Origin of the sequence: Nocardioides aquaticus (assembly GCF_018459925.1) — a bacterium.
Taxonomy (GTDB): domain Bacteria; phylum Actinomycetota; class Actinomycetes; order Propionibacteriales; family Nocardioidaceae; genus Nocardioides; species Nocardioides aquaticus.
This window is the reverse complement of the sequence record NZ_CP075371.1, coordinates 3,229,165-3,253,237: the sequence shown is the minus strand read 5'-3', so window position 1 is coordinate 3,253,237 and position 24,073 is coordinate 3,229,165. Positions and strand designations below refer to the sequence as shown.

General features: G+C 73.0%; 17 protein-coding genes, 1 tRNA gene and 2 pseudogenes. 11 read left to right on the top strand and 9 right to left on the bottom strand.

Features of this window, described 5'->3' with window-relative positions; translation table 11 throughout:
* The first annotated feature begins 23 nt into the window (after nucleotides 1-23).
* Nucleotides 24-1,489: pseudogene (locus ENKNEFLB_RS15715) on the top strand (glutamate synthase subunit beta).
* A gap of 57 nt (nucleotides 1,490-1,546) precedes the next feature.
* Nucleotides 1,547-3,007, top strand: a complete 1,461-nt coding sequence (pyk, locus tag ENKNEFLB_RS15710; protein ID WP_214056256.1) for a pyruvate kinase — start codon at nucleotides 1,547-1,549, stop codon at nucleotides 3,005-3,007.
* Between the two features lie 58 nt (nucleotides 3,008-3,065).
* On the opposite strand, the gene ENKNEFLB_RS15705 is transcribed toward pyk, so the two are convergent.
* Nucleotides 3,066-3,138: transfer RNA gene (locus ENKNEFLB_RS15705), tRNA-Leu, on the bottom strand.
* A gap of 56 nt (nucleotides 3,139-3,194) precedes the next feature.
* On the opposite strand from ENKNEFLB_RS15705, the gene ENKNEFLB_RS15700 reads away from it, so the two are divergent.
* The 3 genes from ENKNEFLB_RS15700 to ENKNEFLB_RS15690 all read left to right on the top strand — a co-directional run bounded on the left by ENKNEFLB_RS15700 (nucleotide 3,195) and on the right by ENKNEFLB_RS15690 (nucleotide 6,385).
* Nucleotides 3,195-3,818 (top strand): ANTAR domain-containing response regulator, encoded by a 624-nt coding sequence (locus ENKNEFLB_RS15700; protein ID WP_275955898.1) that lies wholly within the window; start codon nucleotides 3,195-3,197, stop codon nucleotides 3,816-3,818.
* 217 nt (nucleotides 3,819-4,035) lie between these two features.
* On the top strand, nucleotides 4,036-5,382 hold the full coding sequence (locus tag ENKNEFLB_RS22675) for an ABC transporter substrate-binding protein (protein ID WP_246535589.1): 1,347 nt from the start codon (nucleotides 4,036-4,038) through the stop codon (nucleotides 5,380-5,382).
* A 277-nt stretch (nucleotides 5,383-5,659) separates the two neighbouring features.
* Entirely contained in the window at nucleotides 5,660-6,385 is a 726-nt protein-coding gene (locus ENKNEFLB_RS15690) for an immunoglobulin domain-containing protein (RefSeq protein ID WP_214056255.1), read from the top strand.
* A gap of 27 nt (nucleotides 6,386-6,412) precedes the next feature.
* On the opposite strand, the gene ENKNEFLB_RS15685 is transcribed toward ENKNEFLB_RS15690, so the two are convergent.
* From ENKNEFLB_RS15685 to ENKNEFLB_RS15665, 5 genes are all read right to left on the bottom strand, one after another.
* Complete coding sequence (locus ENKNEFLB_RS15685) at nucleotides 6,413-7,216, bottom strand: ABC transporter ATP-binding protein (protein ID WP_214056254.1); 804 nt, start codon at nucleotides 7,214-7,216, stop codon at nucleotides 6,413-6,415.
* The gene (locus ENKNEFLB_RS15680; RefSeq protein ID WP_214056253.1) at nucleotides 7,216-8,145 is read right to left on the bottom strand and encodes an ABC transporter ATP-binding protein; all 930 of its coding nucleotides are present in this window, start codon (nucleotides 8,143-8,145) and stop codon (nucleotides 7,216-7,218) included. The genes ENKNEFLB_RS15685 and ENKNEFLB_RS15680 overlap by 1 nt, the downstream gene beginning before the upstream one ends.
* A complete protein-coding gene (locus ENKNEFLB_RS15675; protein ID WP_214056252.1) occupies nucleotides 8,135-9,115 on the bottom strand; it encodes a branched-chain amino acid ABC transporter permease in 981 nt (326 codons plus the stop codon). The genes ENKNEFLB_RS15680 and ENKNEFLB_RS15675 overlap by 11 nt, the downstream gene beginning before the upstream one ends.
* Before the next feature lie 19 nt (nucleotides 9,116-9,134).
* Nucleotides 9,135-10,481 (bottom strand): branched-chain amino acid ABC transporter permease, encoded by a 1,347-nt coding sequence (locus ENKNEFLB_RS15670; RefSeq protein WP_214056251.1) that lies wholly within the window; start codon nucleotides 10,479-10,481, stop codon nucleotides 9,135-9,137.
* A 179-nt stretch (nucleotides 10,482-10,660) separates the two neighbouring features.
* Nucleotides 10,661-11,380: a DUF554 family protein gene (locus tag ENKNEFLB_RS15665; RefSeq protein ID WP_246535588.1), complete on the bottom strand. Its 720-nt coding sequence runs from the start codon at nucleotides 11,378-11,380 to the stop codon at nucleotides 10,661-10,663.
* 141 nt (nucleotides 11,381-11,521) lie between these two features.
* Between ENKNEFLB_RS15665 and ENKNEFLB_RS15660 the strand changes: the two genes are divergently transcribed.
* The gene (locus ENKNEFLB_RS15660) at nucleotides 11,522-12,124 is read left to right on the top strand and encodes a GNAT family N-acetyltransferase (RefSeq protein WP_214056249.1); all 603 of its coding nucleotides are present in this window, start codon (nucleotides 11,522-11,524) and stop codon (nucleotides 12,122-12,124) included.
* A gap of 3 nt (nucleotides 12,125-12,127) precedes the next feature.
* On the opposite strand, the gene ENKNEFLB_RS15655 is transcribed toward ENKNEFLB_RS15660, so the two are convergent.
* Nucleotides 12,128-12,574 carry a hotdog fold thioesterase gene (locus ENKNEFLB_RS15655; RefSeq protein ID WP_420830510.1) on the bottom strand — a complete coding sequence of 149 codons (447 nt, stop codon included), beginning with the start codon at nucleotides 12,572-12,574 and terminating at the stop codon, nucleotides 12,128-12,130.
* A 65-nt stretch (nucleotides 12,575-12,639) separates the two neighbouring features.
* Here ENKNEFLB_RS15655 and polA point away from each other — a divergent pair, with 65 nt between their 5' ends.
* Nucleotides 12,640-15,309, top strand: a complete 2,670-nt coding sequence (gene polA, locus ENKNEFLB_RS15650; RefSeq protein WP_246535587.1) for a DNA polymerase I — start codon at nucleotides 12,640-12,642, stop codon at nucleotides 15,307-15,309.
* Here the strand turns inward: polA and ENKNEFLB_RS15645 are convergent.
* Nucleotides 15,306-16,571 carry a lipopolysaccharide biosynthesis protein gene (locus tag ENKNEFLB_RS15645; protein WP_246535586.1) on the bottom strand — a complete coding sequence of 422 codons (1,266 nt, stop codon included), beginning with the start codon at nucleotides 16,569-16,571 and terminating at the stop codon, nucleotides 15,306-15,308. The genes polA and ENKNEFLB_RS15645 overlap by 4 nt on opposite strands.
* A 34-nt stretch (nucleotides 16,572-16,605) precedes the next feature.
* Here ENKNEFLB_RS15645 and ENKNEFLB_RS15640 point away from each other — a divergent pair, with 34 nt between their 5' ends.
* Together ENKNEFLB_RS15640 and ENKNEFLB_RS15635 are read left to right on the top strand one after the other, a co-directional pair.
* Nucleotides 16,606-18,291: an MmpA family trehalose lipid delivery protein gene (locus ENKNEFLB_RS15640; RefSeq protein WP_214056247.1), complete on the top strand. Its 1,686-nt coding sequence runs from the start codon at nucleotides 16,606-16,608 to the stop codon at nucleotides 18,289-18,291.
* A 65-nt stretch (nucleotides 18,292-18,356) separates the two neighbouring features.
* Nucleotides 18,357-18,527, top strand: a complete 171-nt coding sequence (locus tag ENKNEFLB_RS15635) for a DUF2613 family protein (RefSeq protein WP_214056246.1) — start codon at nucleotides 18,357-18,359, stop codon at nucleotides 18,525-18,527.
* Nucleotides 18,528-18,566: 39 nt separating this feature from the next.
* Here the strand turns inward: ENKNEFLB_RS15635 and ENKNEFLB_RS15630 are convergent, their stop codons facing one another.
* Nucleotides 18,567-19,754 (bottom strand): glycosyltransferase family 4 protein, encoded by a 1,188-nt coding sequence (locus tag ENKNEFLB_RS15630; RefSeq protein WP_246535585.1) that lies wholly within the window; start codon nucleotides 19,752-19,754, stop codon nucleotides 18,567-18,569.
* 89 nt (nucleotides 19,755-19,843) lie between these two features.
* On the opposite strand from ENKNEFLB_RS15630, the gene ENKNEFLB_RS15625 reads away from it, so the two are divergent.
* Together ENKNEFLB_RS15625 and ENKNEFLB_RS23225 are read left to right on the top strand one after the other, a co-directional pair.
* Entirely contained in the window at nucleotides 19,844-20,602 is a 759-nt protein-coding gene (locus tag ENKNEFLB_RS15625; RefSeq protein WP_214056245.1) for a class I SAM-dependent methyltransferase, read from the top strand.
* Nucleotides 20,599-23,766 (top strand): annotated as a pseudogene (locus ENKNEFLB_RS23225) (DUF3367 domain-containing protein); the annotation flags it as partial. The gene ENKNEFLB_RS15625 and the pseudogene ENKNEFLB_RS23225, both read left to right, overlap by 4 nt.
* Between the last annotated feature and the right edge of the window lie 307 nt (nucleotides 23,767-24,073).

Genomic DNA, 24,073 nt, shown 5'->3' with positions numbered 1-24,073 from the left:
GAGCATGGAGGGGATGACGCACCATGGGTGACCCCAAGGGATTCTTGAAGACCGGCCGCGAGGGCGCGGAGCGCCGACCGGTCGAGGAGCGCGTCCACGACTGGAACGAGGTCTACCCCGACGGGGTCGGCCGGGCGCTGCTGCCGATCATCAGCCCCCAGGCCGGGCGCTGCATGGACTGCGGCATCCCGTTCTGCCACCAGGGCTGCCCGCTGGGCAACCTCATCCCCGAGTGGAACGACCTGGTCTGGCGCGACGACTGGGCGGGGGCGATCGAGAGGCTGCACGCCACGAACAACTTCCCGGAGTTCACCGGCCGGTTGTGTCCCGCGCCGTGCGAGACCTCCTGCGTGCTCGGCATCAACCAGGACCCGGTGACGATCAAGAACGTCGAGGTCTCCATCATCGACCGGGCGTGGGAGTCCAACCTGGTGCGGCCGCAGCCGCCGGAGTGGCTCTCGGGCCGCACCGTCGCGGTCGTCGGGTCCGGGCCCGCGGGCCTGGCCGCCGCGCAGCAGCTGACGCGCGCCGGTCACACCGTGGTCGTCCTCGAGCGCGCCGACGAGGTCGGCGGCCTGATGCGCTACGGCATCCCCGAGTTCAAGATGGAGAAGAAGCACCTCGACCGGCGCCTGGACCAGATGCGCCGCGAGGGCACGGTCTTCCGGACCGGCGTCGAGGTCGGCCGCGACCTCTCCGTGGAGAGCCTGCGCGACCGCTACGACGCCGTGGTGCTCGCGATGGGCTCGACCGTCCCGCGCGACCTGCAGACCGAGGGCCGGGAGCTCGACGGCCTGCACCAGGCGATGGACTTCCTGCCGCAGGCCAACCGGGCCGCGCTGGGTCACCCGGTCGAGGACCAGGTCACGGCCGAGGGCCTCGACGTGGTGATCATCGGCGGCGGCGACACCGGCGCGGACTGCCTGGGCACCTCCACCCGCCAGGGCGCCGCCTCGATCACGCAGCTGGAGATCATGCCGGAGCCCCGGGCTCGCGCCCCGCGGGCCAGCCGTGGCCGACCTACCCGATGACCTTCCGGGTGTCCTCGGCCCACGAGGAGGCCGGCGAGCGCGTCTACGGCGTGAGCACCAAGGCGTTCCTCGGCGACGAGGACGGCCGCGTGCGCGCCCTGCTGCTGGTCGACGTCGAGTTCAAGGACGGTCGGCCGCAGGAGATCGAGGGCACCGAGCGCGAGCTCCCGGCCCAGCTGGTGCTCTTCGCGATGGGCTTCACGGGGCCCGAGAAGCCCGGCCTGGTGGAGGAGCTCGAGGTCGAGCTCGACGAGCGGGGCAACGTGGCGCGCGACGACACGTACGCCTCGTCGGTCCCCGGCGTCTTCGTGGCCGGCGACGCCGGGCGCGGCCAGTCCCTGATCGTGTGGGCGATCGCCGAGGGCCGGGCCGCCGCGGCCGCCGTCGACACCCACCTGACGGGCTCGACCACGCTGCCGTCGCCGATCAAGCCCACGGAGCGTCCCCTGACCGTCTGAGACGGCCGTCGGGTCGCCGAGGGTGTTGGAACGTTCAAACGCGCTATGCTCGGTGGTGTGCGGAGAGCCAAGATCGTGTGCACCCTGGGTCCGGCGACGAGCAGCGAGCGGAGGATCCGTGAGCTGGTCTACGCCGGCATGGACGTCGCGCGGCTGAACATGAGCCACGGCACCCACGCCGACCACCAGGAGGCCTACCGCCACGTGCGGGCGGCCTCCGACGCCAGCGGTCACGGCGTGGCCATCCTGGCCGACCTGCAGGGCCCGAAGATCCGGCTCGGCAAGGTCGCCGACGGTCCGGTCGTGCTCCGTCGCGGCCAGCAGTGGACGATCACCACCCGCGACGTCCCGGGCGACACCGAGATCGCCTCGACGACGTACGCCGGGCTGCCCGGCGACGTGGCCGAGGGCGACCCGATCCTGATCGACGACGGCAAGGTGCGCCTGCGGGTCACCTCCGTCGAGGGCCAGGACGTGCACTGCGACGTGCTGACCGGCGGGCCGGTGAGCAACCACAAGGGCATCAACCTGCCCGGGGTCGCGGTCTCGGTGCCGGCGCTGTCGGAGAAGGACGTGGAGGACCTGCGCTTCGCGCTGCACCTCGGCGTCGACTTCATCGCCCTGTCCTTCGTCCGCGACGGCGCGGACGTCGACGACGTCCGCGCGGTGATGGACGAGGAGGGCATCTGGCTGCCGGTGATCGCCAAGATCGAGAAGCCCCAGGCCATCGAGAACCTCGACGACATCGTCACCGCCTTCGACGGCTTCATGGTCGCGCGCGGGGACCTCGGCGTGGAGTGCCCGCTCGAGGACGTGCCGTTCCTGCAGAAGCAGGTCATCGAGAAGGCCCGGATCAACGCCAAGCCGGTGATCGTGGCCACGCAGATGCTCGAGTCGATGATCACCAGCCCCTCGCCCACCCGCGCCGAGGCCAGCGACGTGGCCAACGCCGTGCTCGACGGGGCCGACGCCGTGATGCTGTCCGGTGAGACCAGCGTGGGGGAGCACCCCGTGCACGTGGTCGAGACGATGGCGCGGATCGTGACGGCCACCGAGCGACGGGCCCACGAGCGCGCCGAGCTCAGCGGGATCCGCGAGGTGGTCTGGGACCCCCACACCCGGGGCGGTGTCATCGCCAAGGCGGCCGAGGAGGTCGCGCAGCGGGTCGAGGCCAAGCTCGTGGTGGCCTTCACGCAGAGCGGGGACTCCGCGCGCCGCTTCTCCCGGCTGCGCAGCAGCATGCCGCTGCTGGCCTTCACCCCCGAGGCTCGCGTGCGCTCCCAGCTGGCCCTGTCCTGGGGGACCGAGACGTTCAAGACCTCCGAGGTCCAGGACACCGACGAGATGGTGCGCCAGGTCGACGAGCAGCTGCTGCGGATCGGTCGCGTCGCCGAGGGCGACCTGGTCGTCATCGTCGCCGGGAGCCCCCCGGGTATCCCGGGCTCGACCAACGCGCTGCGCATCCACCGGATGGGCGACGCGATCCACGAGATGGCCCCGGCCTACCGCCAGTCCTAGCCCCGTCCCCGGCCGGCAGTGGTGGTGCGGCCTGGTGGTCGAACGGGACGGGCGACCGTGCCCCGGGTGGGACTCGAACCCACACTGGACGGTGTTTGAGACCGCTTCCTCTGCCGTTGGGATACCGGGGCCGCCGGCGGAGACCCTAGCCGACCTCCCCGGCGCGGGCGCCCGCTACCCTCGGCCCGTGACCGACCAGCCGTCCGCTCCCGACGCCGTCAGCCCGCCCGCCCGACGCGTCGTCGTGGCCGAGGACGAGACCCTGATCCGGATGGACCTCGCCGAGATGCTCTCCGAGGAGGGCTACGAGGTCGTCGGCGAGGCCGGGGACGGGGCCCGCGCGGTCGAGCTGGCCGAGCAGCTGCGCCCGGACCTGGTCATCCTCGACGTCAAGATGCCGGTCCTGGACGGCATCGCCGCGGCCGAGCGGATCGCCGCGGCCCGGATCGCCCCCGTCGTCATCCTGACGGCCTTCTCGCAGCGCGACCTCGTCGACCGGGCCCGCGACGCCGGCGCCATGGCCTACCTCGTCAAGCCGTTCTCGCAGTCCGACCTCGTGCCGGCCATCGAGATGGCCGTCAGCAGGTACGCCGAGCTGTCGGCGCTGGAGCACGAGGTCGCCGACCTCAGCGACCGGCTGGAGACCCGCAAGGCGGTCGAGCGGGCCAAGGGGATCCTCCAGCAGCAGCTCGGCCTGGCCGAGCCGGACGCGTTCCGGTGGATCCAGAAGACCGCCATGGACCTCCGCCTGTCGATGCGCGAGGTCGCCGAGGGCGTCGTGTCCCACGGCCCGGGGCTCGCGCAGTCCTGACGTCAGCCTGTCCTGCCGACGGGACGTCCTGCGGTCACGGACCGGTCTCGCGGGTCTTAACACGGTCTCCCCTCACCCTGACGGGTCACAATTGAGGCACGTCTGGGTCAACCGGGTCTCAGGCCCCTGGACGCACGGCCTCCCGCCACTACAGTTCCGATCACGTCGCAGCGGCCCGGGACCGAGTCCGGGCCCGGCCTGTACCCATGGAGGTCCCATGACCCGCCCCATCCCCATCCGTCGTACCGTGATCGCGGTGCTCGCCGTCGCGGGGCTCACGCTCAGCGCGTGCGGCAGCGACACCTCCTCCGACGAGGGCTCCAGCCCCTCCGAGGGCTCGAGCGAGAGCTCCGGCGCCGCCGAGGAGGCCTCGGGGACCCAGCTCTACTTCGTCGACGGCAACACCGCCGACTACTCGGAGGACTTCGACCCGGGCACGCTCGACGGTGTCAAGGCGACCTACCCGGGCTCCGAGCTCAACGACGACTTCCGCGAGCGCCTCCTGGGCGTGGACCCCCAGCTCAAGGACTTCACCTACGGCGCCGAGTCCTACGACGCCACCGTCATCGCGGCCCTCGCGGCCACCGCCGCCGGCGCCGACTCGGGCAAGGCCATCGGCTCCGAGCTGCAGAACGTCACCACCGAGGGCGAGGTGTGCACCGAGATCCAGCAGTGCTTCGACCTCCTCGCCGACGGCACCGACATCGACTACGACGGCGTCTCCGGCCCGATCGACCTGAACTCCACCGGCAGCCCGTCCGCCGCGACGATCGGGATCTTCGAGTACGGCAGCGACAACACCTACGCCCCGGTCGAGTACATCACCGGTGAGATCCCCGACGTCGACAACGTCGCCGCCGGCCAGGAGATCAGCGGCAACATCCCCGCCGGTGACGGCACGCTGACCGTCGGCACCCTGCTCCCGCAGAGTGGTGACCTCGCCTTCCTCGGCCCCCCGGAGATCGCGGGCGTCGACCTGGCCGTCGAGGAGATCAACGCGGCCGGCGGCGTGAACGGCAAGGACGTCGAGTCGGTCTCCGCCGACTCCGGTGACGGCACCCCGCTCATCGCCCCGTCCGAGACCGACAAGCTGCTGCGCGGCGGCGCCGACGTGATCGTCGGTGCGGCCTCGTCCTCGGTCTCGCTCAGCGTCATCGACCGCATCACCGGGGCGGGCGTCGCCCAGATCTCCCCGGCGAACACCTCCACGGAGTTCGACACCTACGACGACGCGGGGCTGTACTTCCGCACCGCGCCGTCCGACGTGCTGCAGGGCCAGGTCATGGCCTCGACCCTGATCGCGGACGGCAAGCAGAACATCGCCATCCTGGCCCGCCAGGACTCCTACGGCGAGGCGCTCGCGGAGAACGTGCGCGACTTCTACGAGCAGGCCGGCGGCACCGTGGTCTCCTACCAGACCTACAGCCCCGAGGCGCCGAACTTCAACGCCGAGGTGCAGTCCCTGGCCTCGGAGGACCCCGACGCCATCGTGCTGATCGCCTTCGACGAGACGAAGAAGATCGTGCCCGAGCTCATCCGTGCGGGCGTCGGCCAGAACAGCTGACCCAGCACCACCGCTCCACCAGCACCACCTGAACGACAGCACCACCTGAACGACAGCACCAGACGAGGCCCCGGGCGCGCACCGCGCACCCGGGGCCTTCGTGCTCCGCCGAGATGACGCTCGCGGACAGCCGAGATGACGATCCCGGCGCCCTAGGCTGACGCTCGTGCCGGACGCCGCCATCGACTACCAGCCCCTCAGGTCGCGACCTGCCTCGCGAGACCCTCAGGAGGCGGGACGGGCCCCCGGCCCCCGGGGGAGCACCCTGGCCGGTGGCATGGTCGGGGGGCTGCTCGTCGTCGTGGGGGCGGTCACGACCCTGCTGGGGGTGCTCGGTGGCGACGGCGACGTCGCGCTCGGTCTGGTCATGACCGGCTGCGGCGCGCTCATCGGTCTGCTGGTCGGTCTGCTCGCGCGGCTCCAGGACCGCCGCGGCGACGGCCGTACGGCCCGGCTCGCGGCCTTCGCGCACGCCAACGGCCTCGACCACGACCCGAGGGGCCCGGCCAGCGACCTGCCGGGCGCGCTCCGCCCCGACGTGCACGCGACGGCCTGGAACAGGGTGACCTGGTCGGTGGGCGGGGCCAGCGCCGAGAGCGCCACCTACCACGGCGGCAGCACCGGGACCGTGCCCAACGCGGTCCGGCTCCGCTACCTCGCGGTCCGCCTGGACCTCGACCTCCCGGACCTGACCTTCCGGTGCGGGCGTCACGGCCCGGCGTTCGCCGAGGAGCGGCGCGGGCCGGACCTGCTGCAGGGGCGGCCCTGCTCGTTGCGCGCGGGCGGCCTGCGGACGGACGAGCGCGCCACGGTGCTGTTCTCCGACCGTGTCGTCGCCCTGCTGACCGACCGGGACCACGGGGGCGACGCGGAGTACGTCGGTGGGTGGTTCCTGGCCCACGTCAGGGACCGGGACGAGCTCGACGCCGGGAGCTGGGCGCACCTCTTCGCGCTGGCCGACAACGTCGCAGCGGCGCGGACCCGGTGGGGTCCGCGCCGCTGAGAGGACGCACCTGGGGGCGAGTGGTGCTCAGGCCTTCTTGGCGAGCGTGCCGAGGTAGAGCTCGATGACCTTGGGGTCGGTGGCCAGCTCGCGACCGGTGGCGGTGTAGGCGTTGCGGCCCTGGTCGAGCACGTAGCCGCGGTCGCAGATCTGCAGGCAGCGGGCGGCGTTCTGCTCGACCATGACGACCGAGACGCCGGCCTTGTTGATCTCCCGGGTCTGCACGAAGACCTCGTCCTGCATCGCGGGGGAGAGGCCGGCCGACGGCTCGTCGAGGAGGAGCACCGACGGCTCCATCATCAGCGCGCGTCCCATCGCCACCATCTGACGCTCGCCGCCGGACAGCGAGCCCGCGCGCTGGTTCTTGCGCGAGGCCAGGGCCGGGAAGATGCCGGTGACGAAGTCGAAGCGCTCGGTGAACTTCTTCGGTGCCTGGTAGCAGCCCATCTGCAGGTTCTCGGCGATGGTCAGGCTGGGGAAGACGTTGTTGCTCTGCGGCACGAAGCCGATGCCCTTGGTGACCAGGGTGTCGGCGCGCTGGTTGGTGACGTCGTCACCACGCAGGGTGACGGTGCCGGTGTGGATCTTGACCAGGCCGAAGAGCGCCTTGAGGAAGGTCGACTTGCCGGCGCCGTTGGGGCCGATGATGCCGACCAGCTCCCCGGGCTGGCAGTAGAGGTCGGCGCCGTTGAGGATGTTGACCCCGGGCAGGTAGCCCGCGATCAGGTTGTCGGCGCGCAGCACGGCGCCGTCGGCGGCTCGCAGGTGCGTGTCACGCGCGTCCTGGTTGTGCTTGTCGGCAGCGGGATCGGCGTTGCTGGCCTCGCTCATCACTTCTCCTTGTGCAGGGTGTCGATCTCGGCGGCGATCTCCGCCTCGACGACGGCCTTGTCGAGCTCGGTGATGTCGGTGTCGTGGTGGGCGCCGAGGTAGGCGTCGATGACGCGCTGGTCGGACATGATCGAGTCGGGCGGGCCCTCGGCGATGATGCGCCCCTGGGCCATCACCACGACCCAGTCGGAGATGTCGCGGACCATGTCCATGTCGTGCTCGACGAAGAGCACGGTCATGCCGTCCTCGCGCAGCGACTTCACGTGGCCCAGCAGCGACTGCTTCAGCGCGGGGTTGACCCCGGCCATCGGCTCGTCGAGCATCACCAGCTCGGGGCGCACCATCAGCGCCCGCGCCATCTCGAGCAGCTTGCGCTGTCCGCCGGAGAGCGAGCCGGCGAAGTCGTCCTCCTTGGCGTCGAGCTTGAAGCGGCGCAGCAGGTCCCGCGCACGGTCGCTGTTGGCCTCCTCCTCCTTGCGCCACAGGAAGGCGAACGGGCCGGCCCAGAACTTCTCGCCCTTCTGCCCGGTGGCCCCCAGTCGCATGTTCTCCAGCACGGTCAGCTTGGAGAGCACCTTGGTCAGCTGGAAGGTGCGGACCATGCCCATCCGGGCGACCTTGGAGGCCGAGACCCGGTTCAGGGACTTGCCGTTGAAGGCGCGGTCGCCCGAGTCGGCCTCGTCGAACCCGGTCAGCAGGTTGAAGAAGGTGGTCTTGCCGGCACCGTTGGGCCCGATCAGCGCGGTGATGACGCCGCGCTGGACCTCCAGGTGGTCGACGTCGACGGCCTTGAGGCCGCCGAAGCTGCGGCTCACGTTGGTGGCCACCAGGATCGGGTCGGGCTTCTTGACCCCGGGCTCGGTCGCCAGGCCCTGCAGGCCGGCGCGTGCGCCGACCGAGGCGTCGGTCTTGTCCATGTCAGCGGGCATCGAGCGCGATCTCCTTCTTGTCGCCGAACAGGCCTTGCGGACGGAAGATCATCAGCAGCATCAGGGCCAGGCCCACGAACGCGAAGCGGATGTTGCCGACCTGGTCGGGCGTCATGAATTGGGGCGGGATGATCGGGTTGTCACCGCTGGAGAGCTCGCTCAGCAGCTCGCCCAGGAAGGACAGCAGCGCCCAGAAGATCACCGCGCCGGCCACCGGCGACATCACCCGTGCCGCGCCGCCGAGGATCAGCATGGTGAAGGCGATGAAGGTGAAGTCGAGGTTGTAGGAGTCCGGCTGTACGGAGGCCAGACCCTGCGCTCCGACGAACCCGCCCACCGCTCCGATCAGGCCGCCGAGGATCAGCGCCTGCATCTTGTAGCTGTAGACGTTCTTGCCCAGCGAGCGCACGGCGTCCTCGTCCTCGCGGATCGACTTCACCACGCGGCCCCAGGGCGAGCGCATGATCGCCCAGACGAACAGCAGGATGAGGGCGACGAGCGGCCACCCGACCATCATCACCCACAGGTCGTTGCGGCTGAAGCTGAGGAAGCTGCCCATCCCCTCGGGGAGGGGGTTCAGGTCGCGGAAGCTGCCGGTGAAGCCGCTGACGCCGTCGCGGGCGCGGAAGTACTCCTTGAACGTGGTGGAGAACATCAGTCGCAGGATCTCGGCCACCGCGATGGTGACGATGGCCAGGTAGTCGGCTCGGAGCCGCAGGGTCGGGGCGCCCATCACGAGCGCCAGCAGGGCGGCGGCGATCAGTCCGATGAGGATCGCGACCACGAGGGGCAGGTCGAAGGAGGCGATGGCCACCCCCATGCCGTAGGCGCCGACCGCGGCGAAGGCGGCTTGACCGAAGTTGAGCAGCCCGGCGTAGCCGAAGTGGATGTTGAGGCCGATCGCGGCCAGCACGAAGGAGATCGCGGTCGGGGTGAAGGCGTCGTGGAGGGGGCTGATGATCAGGTCCATGTCGGTGTCCTCTCCGGCCTCAGCCGACCCGTTCCCGGCGGCCGAGCAGGCCTTGGGGACGGACCAGGAGGATGACGATGAGTAGCAGGAGGGCGCCGGCGTTCTTCAGGTCCGCCGGCACCACCAGGGTGGAGACGTCGATCAGGATGCCGATGAGCAGGGCTCCGATGACCGCACCCCAGATCGAGCCGAGGCCGCCGAGGGTGACGGCGGCGAAGAGCAGCAGCAGGATCAGCTGGCCGATCTGGAAGGTGACGCCGAGCTGGAAGCCCAGGAAGACACCGGCCAGGGCGGCCAGTCCGCTGCCGAGGATCCAGACGACCGAGATGACGCGGTCGACGTCGATGCCGGTGGCGGAGGCCAGCGCGGGGTTGTCGGAGACGGCCCGCGTGGCCCGGCCGAGCCGGGAGTAGGAGAGGGCGAGCAGCACCGCCGCGAGCACCACGATGCTGGTGACGGCGATGATCAGGTCACGGCTGGTGAAGACGAAGAAGCCGCCCACGTCCCGGCCGGCCGGGGTGAGGTACTCGTCGTAGTTCAGGAGCCGGCCCTGGGTGAAGTACTGGTACATGTTGCGCAGGAAGAACTGCAGGCCGATCGAGACGATCATCATCGCGATCAGGCCGGTCCCACGGCGGCGCAGCGGGCGCCACAGCCCGGCGTCCTGCGCCCAGCCGAAGGCCATCCCGACGACCACCGCGACCACGGCCGAGAGCACGAACGGCATCCCGAGCACGGAGTTGGACAGGTAGGTGATCAGGGCCCCGAAGGTGACCAGCTCGCCGTGGGCGAAGTTCGTCAGGCCCGTGGTGCCGAAGACCATCGAGAGTCCGAGGGCGGCCGGCGCGAGGACGAGGCCGAACAGCAGCCCGCTGTAGACCAGGCCGGGGACGCGGTCCCAGGCGGTCTCGACGTCGCGGTCGTCCGGGCCGATCGCGAACAGCACCGGCAGGCTCTGGCCCGGCAGCAGGTTCAGGTCGCGGACGTTGTCCTCCTGGCGCAGCTCGACGCCCTCGGGCAACGTGTCGACGTTCAGCTCGATCTCGACCATCCCGCCCTCGCCGGGCACCTCGATGGACCAGCTGCCGTCGTCGGCGGTGGTGTCGGTGAACTCCTCACCGGCGGCGTTGCGCGCGATCATCTCGACGCCGGCGACGGGGCTGCCGTCGGTGGCGGTGTTGGTGAGCGTGCCCGACACGGTGTTGCTGTTCTCCTCCTCACCGCCGCTCCCGGAGGCCGAGGCGGGCGCGGTCACGGAGAGCAGGGCGAGCAGCACCCCGGAGACGAGGGTCAGCAGCAGAGCAGCGGCGCGTGGACCGGCCCGGAGGTCGGGTGCGGGCCGCGGCGAAGCGGGGCCGTGAGGCATGTGTCTCCTGTCACAGGCGGCGGTGTGGTCGCCGGATCGTAGCCCCCGAGCGGGTCGCGCAGGTCGGCGAGGCGTCACGGAGCGTACGTCCTCCGGGGTGCGGCGGTCCCGGGTCGGAGGTCACGAGAAGGCCACAGTCCCGTGTCGTGACCGTCCTCACGCCGATCGCGTGCACGCGGTCAGCGCAGCGCGCCCACCCCGGCGACCAGCAGCGGGGCGAGCAGGAGGGCCGGCAGCAGGTCGGCCACCGCCACCTCCCGGATCCGCAGCAGCCGCAGCGCGACCCCCACCAGGACGAGCCCGCCGACCGCGGTCGTGGCGGCCAGCTCGGCCGCCGGGAGGACGTCGCCGAGCAGGACCCCGAGGAGGGTCAGGCTGCCCTGGACGACCACGACGGTCACCACGCTGGCCGCGACGCCCCAGCCGAAGGAGGCCGCGAAGGCCATCGCGGCGAACCCGTCGAGCACCGCCTTGAGGTAGAGCTGGTCGGCGCCGTTGCCCAGCCCGTCGTTCAGCGAGCCGAGGATGGTCAGCGGGCCGGTGCAGAACAGCAGCGAGGCCACGACGAACCCCTCGACGAACCGTTCGCGGTCGGCCGAGGCGCGGCGGGTCAGGCGTCGCTGCAGCCAGCCGCCGAGCTGCTCCAGGCGCAGCTCGAGCCGCAGCGCCGAGCCGATGATGCCGCCGCCGACGACCGCGCCCAGGACGATGAGCATCGGTGCGCTGTCGCCCACCCGCTCCGCGAGGGCGGGGTCGAGGACCGCGACGGCCGACGTGCCCGCGATCAGCAGGGTGACCAGGCCGAGCGCGTCGGTGACGAGGTCCCGCGTACGCGTCGGCAACCGGTCCCCGAGCACGCGGCCGAGACCCGCCCCCACCAGGACGGTAACGACGTTCACGAGGGTTCCCAGACCCGGGACCATGGTCCTCCTCCTGCTCGATGCGCCTTCTCGGTGACCCCTCGGACGCGCGCCGAGCGTAGTGTGCGCCCGGCCGTCCGACCCCGGACCGGTCGTCGGTGGACCCGAGGAGGAGTGGCCGTGGCCCGCACGCCCCGCAGCGCGGTGGTGCTGCGCGACGCGACCCCCGAGGACGTCGCGTTCCTCGCCGAGGTCTGGCACGCCTCGTTGCGACGGGGGGAGGACGCCGACCGCCTGCGCGACGTGGCGGCGGTCCTGGCCCGGGCCGAGCGGCTCGAGGAGGAACGGGTCATGGTGGCCGAGCACGCGGGGGAGCCGGCCGGGGCGGTGCTGCTGCGGCTGACGACGCTGTCCCCGGTGGACCTCGACCCGGTCGTGCAGGTCCTGGTCCCGACGGTGCTGCCCCACCTGCGGCGCCACGGGGTGGGCAGGGCGCTGATGGAGGCGGCGGTGGTCTTCGCCGAGGAGCTCGACGCCGGCCACGTCGCGACGGCCGCCGAGGCCGGCTCCCGGGAGGCCAACCGCTTCATGGCCCGGCTGGGGTTCAGCCAGCGCGCGACGTACCGGACCGCGCCGACGGCGCTGGTGCGCTCCCGGGTCGGGGGCCCGCGGACCGATCCCGCCACCGGCGCGCGCTCGATCGGCAGCGTCCTGGCTGCGCGCCGGTCCCTGCGTCGTGCCCAGGAGCAGCGGCCCTCGCCGGAGGGCGAGCCGACCCGCTGAGGATCAGCCGGCCTCGGGCGGGGCGTCGATCAGGGCGCAGGTGATCCGCGAGGTGCACACGCGCCGCCCCTGCTCGTCGCTGATGACGACCTCGAAGCTGGCCATCGAGCGGCCGAGGTGGACCGGCGTGGCGACGCCGGTCACGGTGCCGGCCCGTGCGGCGCGGTGGTGCGTGGCGTTGATGTCGACACCGACGGCGACCTTGTCCGGCCACGCGTGCAGGGCGGCCCCCACCGAGCCGAGGGTCTCGGCCAGCACCACCGACGCGCCGCCGTGCAGCAGGCCGTACGGCTGGGTGTTGCCCTCCACGGGCATCGTGGCCACGACCCGCTCGGCGCTGACCTCGACGATCTCGACGTGCATCTTCTCGTTCAGCGCGCCGGCCGGCATCGCTGCGAGGAAGGCGTCGAGGTCGGGCGTCGCGTCGTCGTCGTGGCTCATGCCGGTCATTCTCACCCACCGCGACGGTGTCACCGGCGGCGGTTAGAGTCGCGACCGTGCCCGAGGCTGCTTCCGTGATCCCCCCGCGTCCCCGACTGCTGCTCCTCGACGGCCACTCGTTGGCCTACCGCGCGTTCTTCGCGCTGCCGGTGGAGAACTTCTCCACCACCACCGGGCAGACCACGAACGCCGTCTACGGCTTCACCTCGATGCTGATCAACGTGCTCCGCGACGAGCAGCCCACCCACGTCGGGGTCGCCTTCGACGTCTCGCGGCAGACCTTCCGGGCGGCGGAGTACGCCGAGTACAAGGCCGGGCGCAACAAGACCCCCGACGAGTTCAGCAGCCAGCTGCCGCTGATCGAGGAGGTCCTCGACGCGCTCCGGATCCCGTACGTGAAGAAGCCCGGCTACGAGGCCGACGACATCATCGCGACGCTGACCACCCAGGCGCTGGCCGAGGACGACATGGAGGTGCTGATCCTCACCGGCGACCGGGACGCCCTGCAGCTGGTCACGGAGCGCTCCACGGTGCTCTACCCGATGCGCGGCGTCTCCGACCTGGCGCGGATGACGCCCGAGGCGGTCGAGGCGAAGTACGGCGTGCGGCCCGAGCGCTACCCCGAGCTGGCCGCGATCGTGGGGGAGACCTCCGACAACCTGTCCGGGGTGCCCGGGGTCGGGCCCGGCTTCGCCGCCCGGTGGCTGGCGACCTACGACGGTCTCGACAACGTGATCACCCACGCCGACAAGATCACCGGCAAGAAGGGGGAGTCGCTGCGCGAGCACCTCGACGACGTGCTGCGCAACCGGCGCCTCAACGCCCTGGTGCGCGACCTGGAGCTGACCGCGGCCCCGGGTGACCTCGCGCTGCGCCCGTGGGACCGGCAGGAGGTGCACACCCTCTTCGACGGCCTCGAGTTCCGGGTGCTGCGCGACCGGCTCTTCGAGACCCTGGAGTCCGAGGAGGACGTCGACGGCACCGGCTTCGACCTCGACGGTCACGTGCTCGGCGCGGGCGAGGTCGCGGCCTGGCTCGCGGACCTGCCGACCGGCACGGTCGGGGTGCACGTGCGCGGCGCCTGGGGCGCGGGCACCGGGCGCGTCGACGCGCTCGCGCTGGCCAGCGGCACCGGCCGCGCGGCCTACGTCTCGACCGAGACCCTCACGCCCGAGGACGACGCCGCGCTGGCCGGCTGGCTGGCCGACGCCGGACGCCCCAAGGTCCTCCACGACGCGAAGGGCCCGGGCCTGGCGCTGGCGGCGCAGGGCTGGACCCTGCGCGGGCTGCAGAGCGACACCGCGCTCGCGGCCTACGTCGTGCGACCCGACCAGCGCTCCTACGACCTCGCCGACCTGACCCTGCGCTACCTGCGCCGCGAGCTGAAGGGCGAGGACGCGGGCGACCAGGGGATGCTGTTCGACGAGGACCAGGAGGTCGCGCAGACCGCGATGCTGCACGCCCGCGCCGTGCTCGACCTCGCCGAGGCGCTCGACGCGGCCGTCGAGGAGCACGGCGGCACCGAGCTGCTCGCCGACGTCGAGCTGCCGCTGGTCGACCTGCTCGCAGGTCTCGAGCAGACCGGGATCGCCGTCGACATCGAGCACCTGGAGTCGCTCGAGTCCCACTTCGGCGCCGAGGTGACGCAGGCGGCCGAGGAGGCGTACGCCGTGATCGGCAAGGAGATCAACCTCGGCTCGCCCAAGCAGCTGCAGGTGGTGCTCTTCGACGAGCTGGCGATGCCGAAGACCAAGCGCACCAAGACCGGATACACCACCGACGCCGACGCCCTCCAGCAGCTCTACGTCAAGACCGAGCACCCGTTCCTGCTGCACCTGCTGCGCCACCGCGACGTGATCCGACTGCGCCAGACCATCGAGGGCCTGCTCAAGACCGTGGCGCCCGACGGGCGGATCCACACCACGTTCAACCAGACGATCGCCGCGACCGGCCGGTTGTCGAGCACCGACCCGAACCTGCAGAACATCCCGGTCCGCACCGAGGAGGGCCGCCGGATCCGGGAGGGCTTCGTGGTGGGCCCGGGGTACGAGTCCCTGCTCACCGCCGACTACAGCCAGATCGAGATGCGGATCATGGCCCACCTCTCCGAGGACGCCCTGCTGATCGAGGCGTTCCGCTCCGGCCGCGACTTCCACTCGATCACCGCCGCTCGGGTCTTCGACACCGACGCGGACGCGGTCACCTCGGAGATGCGGGCGAAGATCAAGGCGATGAACTACGGCCTGGCGTACGGGCTGTCCGCCTACGGCCTGGGCCAGCAGCTCTCGATCGACCCGGGCGAGGCGCGGGAGCTGATGGACGAGTACTTCGAGACCTTCGGCGGGATCCGCGACTACCTCGGCGGCGTGGTCGAGGAGGCCCGGCGCACCGGGTTCACCGAGACCATCTGGGGTCGTCGCCGCTACCTGCCCGACCTCACCAGCGACAACCGCCAGCGGCGTGAGATGGCCGAGCGGATGGCGCTGAACGCGCCGATCCAGGGCTCGGCGGCCGACCTGATCAAGCTGGCGATGCTGCGCGTCGACGCGGCGCTGCGGGAGGCGGGGCTGTCGTCACGGATGCTGCTGCAGGTCCACGACGAGCTGGTCTTCGAGGTCGCCCCCGGTGAGGCCGACGAGCTCGACGCCCTGGTCCGCAGGGAGATGGGCGGCGCCGCCGACCTGACCGTCCCGCTCGACGTGTCCGTCGGCACGGGTCGCAGCTGGCACGAGGCCGCTCACTAAGGAGCAGGGGCCGGGGCCTGGTCGTGCTTCATGTGCCGCAGGCTCATCGCCAGCAGCACGACGAGCAGGACGGCGTCGACGCCCGCGACGGTGAGCAGCAGCCCGTTCACGGTGTCCTGCAGCAGCGCGATGCCGACCAGCACGACCGCGGCACCCCAGGTCAGGTACGTCGAGGCGGTGCCCTGCCGGGCCAGCACCGAGTAGACCAGCAGCTGCAGCAGCGCCAGCAGGGTGCCGACGGCTGCGAAGGCCCAGAGCCGACCACTGACCTCGGCGTACTCCGACCCCCCGACGAAGAACGTCGCGAGGTCGGCCAGCACGAGGGCGCCGAGCACGCAGCCGCCACCGAGCACCACGCCGGCGGCGAGGCTGCGCAGCAGCGCACGCCGCCGCTCAGCCACCGTCGACATGGCGGGGAAGGCGACCACGACCACGAACTGCGGCAGGAACAGCACCGCCTTGGTCAGGATCAGCCCGCCGGCGTACAGGCCGGCCTCCTGGGCCGGCAGCACGTTGCGCGCGATCACGATGTCGACGTTGGACAGCACGAAGAACGCCATCAGGGCCAGCGAGCCCGACACAGCCTCGCGGACCGTCGGACGGATCCGGTTGTGGTCGTTGTCGGCACCCGGGCTGCGGGTGCCGCGCAGGGCCCACCACCCGACCGCGACCGGCACGACCATCGCCGCCGCGACCCCGGCCATCGCCGCGCCCTCGGTGGGACGGATCAGGATGGCGGCCGTGCCGAGCACGAGCCGCGGGACGCCGAGGGAGAGGTAGACCAGCGCGAGGGGCACCCAGCGGCGCTCGCCCTGGAGGACCCCGGCCTGGCCGCCCATGATCGTCAGCGGGACGGCGCCGGCGGCCAGCAGCAGGGCCGGCACGATGCTGTCGAGGCGCAGGACCTGCCAGACCACCGGCGACAGCAGCAGCAGGACCGCGCCGACCAGCCACCCGGCGCGGTAGGTGACCTTGAGCATCACCCGCTCGATCTGCTCCACGTCGTCGGGGTCGGCGGCGATCCGCCGCGCGGCCGTGGCCTGCAGGCCCAGCTGCACGACGGCCACGACGAGGAAGAGCGCCATCAGCGCCGACACCCCGCCGTACTGCTCGGGGCCCAGGACCCGGGCCGCGACCATCTGGAAGGCGTAGGTCGCGACGTTCATCATCACGATCGCCGCTGCGATCGCGCCGCCGTCGCGGGTGGCGTCGCGCAGGCGGGTGCCGAGGCTCCGCTCGGGCGCCTGGGGGGTCGCGGTCACGGGGCCGAGCGTAGGTCACGCGATGATGGGGGGCGTGGGGGAGACCGGGCGGTGGCGTGCGTGGCTGCCGGCGGCGTGGTCGTGGGTGCTCGCCCTCGTGGTGCTCGGGCCGGTGGCGGGCGCCTCCGTCGGCCGTGGCTTCGTGCTGTCCTACGACATGGTGTGGGTCGACGACCTGGCGCTGACCCCGACCGCGCTCGGCCTCGGGTCGGGCCTGCCCCGGGCGGTGCCCTCGGACGCCGTCGTCGCCGTCCTCGACGAGGTCGTCCCGGGGGGGCTCCTGCAGGTGCTCGTGCTGCTGCTCCCGCTGGCCCTCGGCGGCGTCGGCGCCGCGCGGCTCCTGCCCCGGTCGAGCGGTGCCCTCGCGCGACTGGTCGCGGTCACGCTCTGGGTGTGGAACCCGCTGGTGGTCGAGCGTCTGCTGATCGGGCACTGGCCCCTGCTGGTCGGGTACGCCGTCCTGCCCTGGGTCGCGGCCGCGACCTGGGCCGCCCGTCCGGGCGACCGGCCCGCCCGTCGGCTGTGGGTGCTGGTGCCCCTCGGGTGCCTCAGCGCCAGCGCCGGGCTGATGACGACGGTCGTGCTGCTGGTGGCGGGCCGCGCCACGTCCTGGCGCCGGCGGGCCGCCCTCGTGGTGGTCGGGAACCTCCCGTGGGTGGCGGCGGGCCTGCTGCACGCCGGCGCGGCGACCTCCGACCCCGCAGCGGCCGAGGTCTTCGCGCTGCGGGGGGAGGGGTTCCTCCCGGCTCCGATCGCCGCGCTCGGACTGGGAGGCATCTGGAACGTCGAGGTCGTCCCGGCCTCCCGCACCGGGGCGCTCGGGGTCGCCGCGACCGTCGTCCTGCTGCTCCTCGTCGCTGCGGGTGCGGCGGCCGCGCGTCGCCCGGGCCGGGACCTGGGTCGGCTGCTGCGGCCCGCGCTCCTCGCCTGGGTCGTGGGGTACGCCGGTGCGCTGCTCACCTGGCTGGCCCCCGGCGCGATCGGCTGGCTCGGCGCCGAGGTGCCCGGAGTCGGGGTGCTGAGGGACGGCGCGCGCAGCCTGGTGCTGTGCGTGCCCCTGGTCGTGGTGCTCGCCGCGACCGGTGCTGGGGCGGTGCACGCCGCGGCCCGGCGTCTCGCCGAGCGTGGCGGGATGGGACCGGCCCCCGGCGTCGTGGTCGGGCTGGTCCTGCTCGCGTGGCCGGTGGCGCTGATGCCGGAGGCGGCGCTCGGCGTCGGGGGACGGTTGTCGCCCAGCACCTACCCGGCGAGCTGGGCCGCCGCCCGCGGGACCGTCGCCGGCCTGCCCGGGGACGTGCTCGTGCTGCCGTTCTCCAGCTACCGCCAGCCCGGGTGGAACGACGACCGGAAGGTGCTGGACCCCCTGCCCCGCTACCTCCGCCGAGAGGCCGTCTTCTCCGACGATCTCCTCGTCTCGCAGACCGCGGTCGACGGCGAGGACCCCCGCGCGCGTGCGGCCGCCGCGGTGCTGGCCTCCCCGGACGCCGACGAGCGCGCGTCGGGGCTGGCCGACCTGGGTGTCGGCGTGGTGGTGGAGGACGGACCGGACGGGCTGCGGGTCTCCCGTGTCCCGGGGCCGGCACGGCAGGACGTGCCGCGCGTCGACGTCGTGGTGATGGGGCTCGCGTGGGCGGCGTGGACGGCGGCCGTCGCGGCTGGTGTGCTCGCCGGTCCGGCCGCCGTCTGGACCGCGCGTCGGCGTCGCCGCGTCGAGTCGTGACTGCCGCCACACCTGGGCTATGATCCGTCCCGGCTGCGAGGGCAGCCGACGGCTAGGAGGCCCCAGTGACGTTGACGGTGTTGCTCAGCACGATCGCGAGTGTCGTGGCGGGAGGCGTCGTAGCCACGGTGACCGTGGTGAGCCTGGTCAACAGCCAGACGGCCGCCCCGGAGGACTCCCCGACGTCGGTGAGCCAGTCCGAGGTCTCGGACGTCACCTACGGCACCGCACCCTGAGCCCGACGCGCTGAACCCCGGACCCGGTCGGGTCCGCGCTCAGCCCGGGACGTCCTCGGGGTCGGCGGCATCGACCCGGTTGCCCCGGAGCACCTCGGCCAGGACGAGGGCGAAGGAGTGCTGGGCGTGCTCCCAGGTGAACCGGCGGCTCACCTCGACCGCCCCCCGCGACAGCCCGGCCCGCAGGTCCGGCGTCGCCAGCACCTCGGACAGCGCCTGCGTCAGCTCGGCCTGCGTGTCGACCAGGAGCCCGGACACGCCGTTCTCGATCGACTCCCGGGTGCCGCCGGCGGACCGGTAGGCGATGGTCGGGGTGGCGTGCATGCCCGCCTCACCCACCACCAGTCCCCAGCCCTCCTTGAGGGAGGGCAGCAGCAGCACCCACGCGCGCTCGTAGATCTCGTGCTTGCGCGCCTCGTCCACCTGACCCTCGAAGTCGACCAGGTCCGTGGCGCCCACCTCGGCGACGTAGGCACGCAGGTCCTCCTCCCACCACCCGCTGCCGACGATGCTCAGGCGGATCCCCGGGTGCACCTCGCGCAGCGCGAGGACCGCGTCGACCGCGTGCTCGACCTGCTTGTGGGGGACCAGCCTGCCGACGACGGCGACCAGCGGCGTCGGTGAGGGCCCGCCCTCGACCGCGAGCGGGTGGTCGGTCCCGTTGTGGACGACCGCGACCCGTTCGCGCGCCACCCCGAGCCCGAGGAGCTCGTCACGGGTCGCGCGCGAGACCGCGACGTACTGCGAGGCCCGGTAGACCAGCGGCGCCAACCGGTGCTCGATCCACCACCCCACCCGTCCGACCAGGCCCGGGTAGACCACGGGCCACTGCTCGCGGTGGACGTGGTGGATCAGGACGACCACCGGCGCCCGGGTGGCCAGGCGGGCCAGGAAGGGCATGCCGTTCTGGACGTCGACGACCACGTCGGGGCGGCCGAGGTCGCCTCGACGCAGGGCGCGCAGCCCGGCCGGGTAGACCCCCATCTTGCTGCCGCGACGGACGAACCGGATGCCGTCGACGACCTCCTCCGCCGGGGCGGCGTCGTGGGCGGCGCAGAAGATCGTCACCTCGGCACCCCGGACCACGAGGCCGGCGGCGATCTTCTCCAGGAACCGCTCGGCGCCGCCACCCTCGGGGTTGCGGGTGTCGCGCCAGCTCAGGAAGACCACCGATCGCCCGGTGAGCTCCTCGGGGTCCAGCGGTGGGCGGTCGGTCAGGGGGCGCACCGCGCACACGGTAGACCCCGCCCCGGGCGCTCCGACGGCAGGTGGCGCCCGTCACGGGGCCAGGGCTACTCGGCGGTACGCTCCACCGCGTGCCAGCCCAGCCTCGACCCGACACGCGCTTCCGGGCGACGCTGGCACGCTCGGTCGGGTTGCTGCGCGACTTCCGTCACGAGCAGGACGACCCGGGCCGGTTCTACGGCTCGCTGGCGCGCGACTCGGCCGTCCAGCTGGCCTCGTTCGCCCCGCTGGACGGGGCCCTGCTGCTGGACGTCGGGGGCGGGCCGGGCTACTTCCGCGACGCCTTCACCGCCCGGGGTGCGACCTACCTGGCGCTCGACGCGGACGTCGGCGAGCTGACGGGTCTGGGGCGCGCCGCCTCCGGCACCGTCATCGGCAGCGGGATGGCCCTGCCGTTCCGCGACGCCTGCCTCGACGTCTGCTACTCCAGCAACGTCCTCGAGCACGTGCCGGACCCCTGGCTGATGGCCGACGAGATGGTCCGGGTGACCCGCCCCGGCGGCCTCGTCTTCCTCAGCTACACGCTGTGGTGGGGACCTTGGGGAGGCCACGAGACGTCCCCCTGGCACTACCTGGGGGGTGGGCGTGCCCGCCGTCGCTACGCCCGCGAGCACGGTCACGAGCCGAAGAACCGCTTCGGGGAGTCCCTCTTCGCCGTCACGGCGGCAGCGGGCCGTCGCTGGGCCGCGTCGCGTGCCCGACGCGGCGACGTGGAGGTCGTGGCCGTGCTCCCGCGCTACCACCCGCGCTGGGCCTGGTGGGTGGCCCGCGTCCCGGTGCTCGGCGAGCTCGTGACGTGGAACCTGGTCCTCGTGGTCCGCCGCCGATGACACCTGGCGCGGACGAGCCACGCATGACCGCGCAGCTGTGGATCCGGGTCCTGGCCGCGTGCGCGGTGCTCGTCGGAGCGGTGATGGTCCAGGCCCCCGGACTCGTCGTGTCGGACACCAAGGTCGACCTGTCGGGCAACCCCGGGGCGTTCCTCGGCCGGGCCGCGCACCTGTGGGACTCCCAGGGTGCGCTGGGTCAGCTGCAGAACCAGGCGTACGGCTACTGGTGGCCGATGGGTCCGTTCTTCTGGCTGGGCGACCAGCTCACGGCCCCCGACTGGGTGGTCCAGCGGCTCTGGTGGGGCCTGGTCCTGTCGGTGGCGCTGACCGGCGCCGTGGTCCTCGCGCGGGCGCTCGGGGTGCGGACCGATCTCGCCTGCCTGGTGACTGGCTTCGCCTACGCGCTCTCACCGAGGATGCTGACGGTGCTCGGCCCGATCTCGATCGAGGCGTGGCCGGCCGCCGTGGCGCCCTGGGTCCTGCTCCCGCTGGTCCTGGGGTCCCGACGGGGCTCGCCCCGCCGGGCGGCGGCCCTGGCCGCCCTGGCGGTGGGCATGGTCGGCGGGGTCAACGCGGCCGCCACCGCCGCCGTGCTCCCGCTCGGCGTGATCTGGCTGCTCACCCGCAGCCCGGGTCCCCGTCGGCGGGCCCTGATGCTGTGGTGGCCGGCGCTGACGGCGCTGGCCACGGCGTGGTGGCTGGTCCCGCTGTTCCTGATGGGCGCCTACAGCCCGCCCTTCCTCGACTTCATCGAGACCGGTGCCGTGACGACGTTCCCGGCGACGCTGTTCGACACCCTGCGCGGCACGAGCAACTGGATCCCCTACCTGGACCCGGGGTCGGTGGGCGGCAACGTCCTGATCTCCACCCCGGCCGTCGCCCTCAACAGCGGGATCCTGCTCGTGGTCGGCGTCGCCGGGCTCGCCCACCACCGCACGCCCCACCGGGCGTTCCTGGCGCTGGGTGCGCTGGTCGGCGTGGTGCTCGTCGCCGCCGGGCACACCGGGGTGGTGCAGGGCTGGTTCGCCCCTGAGGTGCAGGCGCTCCTGGACGGCGCGCTGTCGCCGCTGCGCAACGTGCACAAGTTCGACCTCGTGCTGCGGCTGCCCCTGGTCCTGGGGGTGGGGTTCTGCCTCGACCGGCTGCTGCTGCGTCGGCGGGACCACGCGGACGACGCGGCGGAGCCGCCGCCGCTGGCGTTCCGGGTCAACCGGGGTGTCGTGCTGGCCTCCACGTTGCTCGCGGTGGTGGCCACCAGCCTGCCCGTGCTGCAGGGGCGCGTCGCGCCGGCGGGCGCCTTCCTGGCAACGCCCGCCTACTGGGCCGAGGCGGCGACGTGGCTGGACGAGAACTCCTCCGACGCCGCGACCCTGGTCGTGCCCGGCTCGGCGTTCGGCGAGTACCTCTGGGGCAGGCCGCGGGACGAGCCGATGCAGTGGCTGGCCGGGTCGCGGTGGGCCGTGCGCAACGTGGTGCCGCTGACGCCACCGGGCAACATCCGGATGCTCGACGCCGTCGAGGCGCGTCTCGACGAGGGACGGGGATCGGCCGGTCTGACGACCTACCTGCGTCGCGCCGGGATCGAGTACCTGCTGGTGCGCAACGACCTGGCGCCCTCCGACGACGTGCCCGACCCGGTGCTGGTGCACCAGGCGCTGGCGACCTCGCCGGGCATCACGCGCGTGGCGGACTTCGGGCCGGTCGTGGGCGGCGAGCCCGAGCTCGAGCGGGACGGTCAGCGGGTGCTGGTCAACGGAGGGTGGCAGGCCAGCTACCCCGCGGTCGAGGTCTTCGGTGTGGGTGGCTCCGACGTGCCGTCGGCGGTGTCCACGGCCGCCCCGAGCGTCGTCGCCGGAGGCCCGGAGGACCTCCTGGACCTGGTCGACCTCGGGCTTCTCGGTGAGGCCCCGAGCATCCTGGCCACCGACCTGGGTGACCGCCGACCACCGGGGTCCGTGGTGCTCACCGACGGGTTGCGCGCCCGGGAGCGCGCCTTCGGCCGCCTGCACGACGGCGCCTCGGCCGTGGTGACCCCCGGCGACTCCCGACGCACCACGAGCCCGGTCCCCGACTACCTCCCCGAGGCCGCCGAGGGATGGACGACCTCGGCGCAGCTCGAGGGGGCACGGACGGTGTCGGCCACCTCGTCGCGGTCGGACGCCGGGACCCCGGGGGGCAGCGACCGCGGGACCCTTCCCTTCGCCGCCGTCGACGGCTCGATGGGCTCCGAGTGGGTCTCGGGCTCGGACACCGCCGCCGCACGCTGGGAGGTGGGCCTCGACGGTGGACGGACGGTGGACGAGGTCCGGGTGACCGGAGGCGGCTCCGCGCCGCTGAACCAACGGGTCAGGATCGTGCTCGACGACTACACCAGCGAGGTGCTGGACCTCGGGCCGCGGGAGTCCGTCGTGGTGTCGGTGCCGGGGGACCAGCGGTGGACCGAGGTCGTCGGGGTCGTCGGAGTCACGGCCGGCCAGCAGGTCGCCCTGGCGGAGGTGGAGGTCGACGGCCTCACGGTCGAGCGCACGCTGGCGGTCCCGACGCTGCCGAGCGCCTGGGGACCACCGGACGCGGTGGTGCTGAGAGCGGACCTCGAGGCACGGCGCGGGTGCGCCGAGGTCGGGGCTGACGTGCGTTGCCGGTTGGGTCGCGACCCGTCCTCCGAGGAACCCGGTGGCCTCGATCGGCGGGTCGACCTCGGCGGCGCGGCGACCTGGGACGTGACGCTGAGCGCCCGGCCCCGGGCGGGGGCCGCGCTGGAGCAGGCGGTGCAGCGAGGTCAGCCGGGCTCGGTCCTCGCGTCCACCTCGGGGTCCGAGGACCCCCGGGCCGCCCCGTCGTCGACCGTCGACGGCGACCTCGGGACGACCTGGTTGGCCGCGGCCGCCGACATCCGACCGGTGCTGCGTCTGGCGTGGCTGGGCGAGCGGACGGTGCGCGGTCTCGACCTCCGGGTCGCCCGCGGCACCGCGGCCCGCCTCCCGACCGAGGTCCGGGTCGTCTGGCCCGGCGGCCGCACCGTCGTGGAGCTCGACGACGGTCGCGTGCGCCTGCCGGGGATCCGGACGGACCAGCTCGAGATCCACGTGCTGGAGGCCGAGCCCGCGACCGACCTCGACTTCGCGGCCCAGGCCTCGGAGGTGCCGGTAGGTGTGGGGGAGGTGCGCCTGCGCGGCGTGCCCTTCTTCCCGTTGACGTTCCCCATCGATCCGACCACGCTCGGCTGCGGCAGCGGTCCCGACCTCGTGGTCGACGGGGATCGCACCCGCACCGAGCTCACCGCCTCGCCGGACGCCCTCCACCGGGGCGTGCCGGTGCCCGCCGTCCCCTGCGCCCGGGGGTCCAGGGCCGCTGAGCCGGACGGTGGGGGGCTGGTCCTGGCGGACGGCACCCATCGGATCGGGTTCGGGGGGAGGGGAGCGACGACCGGCGCGACCGTCGTCCTGACCCGGCGCGGCGGCACCGTGCCCG

Bases quoted from the DNA above. Each gene is read 5' to 3' on its own strand.
- ENKNEFLB_RS15685 (WP_214056254.1), bottom strand. From the start codon at position 7,216: ATGAGCGAGGCCAGCAACGCCGATCCCGCTGCCGACAAGCACAACCAG.
- ENKNEFLB_RS22675 (WP_246535589.1), top strand. From the start codon at position 4,036: ATGACCCGCCCCATCCCCATCCGTCGTACCGTGATCGCGGTGCTCGCC.
- ENKNEFLB_RS15670 (WP_214056251.1), bottom strand. From the start codon at position 10,481: ATGCCTCACGGCCCCGCTTCGCCGCGGCCCGCACCCGACCTCCGGGCC.
- ENKNEFLB_RS15680 (WP_214056253.1), bottom strand. From the start codon at position 8,145: ATGCCCGCTGACATGGACAAGACCGACGCCTCGGTCGGCGCACGCGCC.
- ENKNEFLB_RS15690 (WP_214056255.1), top strand. From the start codon at position 5,660: ATGGTCGGGGGGCTGCTCGTCGTCGTGGGGGCGGTCACGACCCTGCTG.
- ENKNEFLB_RS15675 (WP_214056252.1), bottom strand. From the start codon at position 9,115: ATGGACCTGATCATCAGCCCCCTCCACGACGCCTTCACCCCGACCGCG.
- ENKNEFLB_RS15655 (WP_420830510.1), bottom strand. From the start codon at position 12,574: ATGACCGGCATGAGCCACGACGACGACGCGACGCCCGACCTCGACGCC.